This window comes from Candidatus Symbiopectobacterium sp. (assembly GCF_020054415.1).
In the GTDB taxonomy this organism is placed as follows: domain Bacteria; phylum Pseudomonadota; class Gammaproteobacteria; order Enterobacterales; family Enterobacteriaceae; genus Symbiopectobacterium.
In genome coordinates, this window is record NZ_JAHWCO010000148.1 from 1 (window position 1) to 1716 (window position 1716).

The window sequence follows — 1716 nt, forward strand, 5'->3', positions numbered from 1 at the left end:
GCCATGTTCCGGTTCAAAAGGCTTCTGGGTGGTCATCTAAGTCTGAGAGACTACGATGCTCAGGTGGGTGAAGCCATGGCCATGGTCAAAGCGCTTAACCGGATCACGCTATTAGGAATGCCGAACAGTATTCGCATCACGCAACAATCGACCCGTATGGGGCGCAGTCGTTACAAGTTCTGATTTATTCAACAAAGCCAGTTCGTCGTTGTAAGCCCTGTAGCCATCCGTGTTTGCATGACTGACGACGGTAACGCGGATGGCCACTTTTGCCATAACCGTTTTTTTTCACAGGAGATGTCTGTTCACAAAACGGGCATCTTACATCAACTTTAGCCACTGTATTCCACATCCAAAACCGAACATTTCACACTGCAATCAACATATTGAATACACGAACATTTGTTGCATACTCTTCGCTTTCGTAATTAATTTTTATTTCCTACTATATAAAGCGTTGTTTTATTTTTATCATAGCCATTGTGTTTACCGGGTGTCGTCTTTGGCCGAGCAGGCTGGTGTACCACGAATTAAACCCGGCAATAAAGTTCATTATTTGAACGGTATATCAGAGGTTGTTATGTCAACGGTGAATAAAAAAGTTAAAAAAGCGGTCATCCCCGTCGCAGGGCTAGGGACTCGGATGCTGCCGGCAACAAAAGCGATTCCAAAAGAAATGTTGCCGCTGGTTGATAAGCCGCTCATTCAATACGTCGTCAATGAGTGTATTGCCGCAGGCTTGAACGAAATCATTTTAGTTACACACTCATCCAAGAATTCCATTGAAAACCACTTCGATACCAGTTTTGAGCTGGAAGCGATGCTGGAGAAGCGCGTTAAGCGTCAACTGTTGGAAGAAGTTCAGTCTATTTGCCCGAAACATGTCACCATCATGCAAGTGCGTCAGGGACTGGCGAAAGGATTGGGGCACGCTGTCATGTGCGCACACCCTTTAGTGGGGGATGAACCTGTCGCTGTTATTTTGCCCGACGTTATCATTGATGAATTTGAATCCAATCTGAAGAAAGACAACCTGAGTGAAATGCTGGCTCGTTTTTCTGAAACGGGTCACAGCCAAATTATGGTTGAACCGGTTGAAGAGGTCAGCAGCTATGGTGTTGTTGATTGCAAAGGGCAGGCATTACAGCCTGGAGACAGTGTACCGATGGTGGGCGTAGTGGAAAAACCCAAGGCGTCAGAGGCACCTTCTAATTTGGCTGTTGTCGGTCGCTATGTAATTTCGGCTGATATTTGGTCTCTGCTGGAAAAAACACCACCGGGAGCGGGTAATGAAATCCAATTAACGGATGCCATTGCCATGTTGATGGAAAAAGAAACCGTTGAAGCGTACCACCTTAAAGGTGTAAGTCATGACTGCGGAAACAAATTGGGTTACATGCGTGCATTTGTAGAATACGGCTTGCGTCACAATACGCTGGGTAATGATTTTTCCGCATGGCTTAATGAAACCGTTAATGAAAATGATGTGAAATAACCTGATTCGATGGCGCTTTGCCTTGTGTTTCGCGGGGCGTCACGAAAAATGGATATAAAATGTACTAGCTCAGACCTGATATGACAGTTACCGATTATTTATACAGGTGTCTGTCAGATTACATCTGGTTCAGATTCTTTTCTGCCCAGATCCGTTTTCCATCGAGTAAAGTGGCCATCGGCGTACGCCCGCAGCACATTTTTCCCTGATGAGTTCGCTCA

At 45.5% G+C, this 1716-nt stretch carries 2 protein-coding genes and 2 pseudogenes; 2 read left to right on the plus strand and 2 right to left on the minus strand.

Translation table 11 applies throughout. The features are described 5' to 3' along the window. Window positions 1-183 (plus strand): annotated as a pseudogene (locus tag QZ506_RS04485) (hypothetical protein); the annotation flags it as partial. Here the strand turns inward: QZ506_RS04485 and QZ506_RS04490 are convergent. Together QZ506_RS04490 and QZ506_RS04495 are read right to left on the minus strand one after the other, a co-directional pair. Then, entirely contained in the window at window positions 112-276 is a 165-nt protein-coding gene (locus QZ506_RS04490; protein WP_291969354.1) for a hypothetical protein, read from the minus strand. The pseudogene QZ506_RS04485 and the gene QZ506_RS04490 sit on opposite strands and share 72 nt — an antisense overlap. After that, window positions 233-340 (minus strand): annotated as a pseudogene (locus QZ506_RS04495) (IS1 family transposase); the annotation flags it as partial. The pseudogene QZ506_RS04495 and the gene QZ506_RS04490, both read right to left, overlap by 44 nt. A 240-nt stretch (window positions 341-580) precedes the next feature. On the opposite strand from QZ506_RS04495, the gene galU reads away from it, so the two are divergent. Next, window positions 581-1495 carry a UTP--glucose-1-phosphate uridylyltransferase GalU gene (gene galU / locus QZ506_RS04500; protein WP_291969352.1) on the plus strand — a complete coding sequence of 305 codons (915 nt, stop codon included), beginning with the start codon at window positions 581-583 and terminating at the stop codon, window positions 1493-1495. Window positions 1496-1716 lie beyond the last annotated feature (221 nt).

What these genes read in the sequence shown, in the direction of transcription:
- QZ506_RS04490 (WP_291969354.1), bottom strand. Translation starts at nt 276, where the DNA reads ATGGCAAAAGTGGCCATCCGCGTTACCGTCGTCAGTCATGCAAACACG.
- galU (WP_291969352.1), top strand. Translation starts at nt 581, where the DNA reads ATGTCAACGGTGAATAAAAAAGTTAAAAAAGCGGTCATCCCCGTCGCA.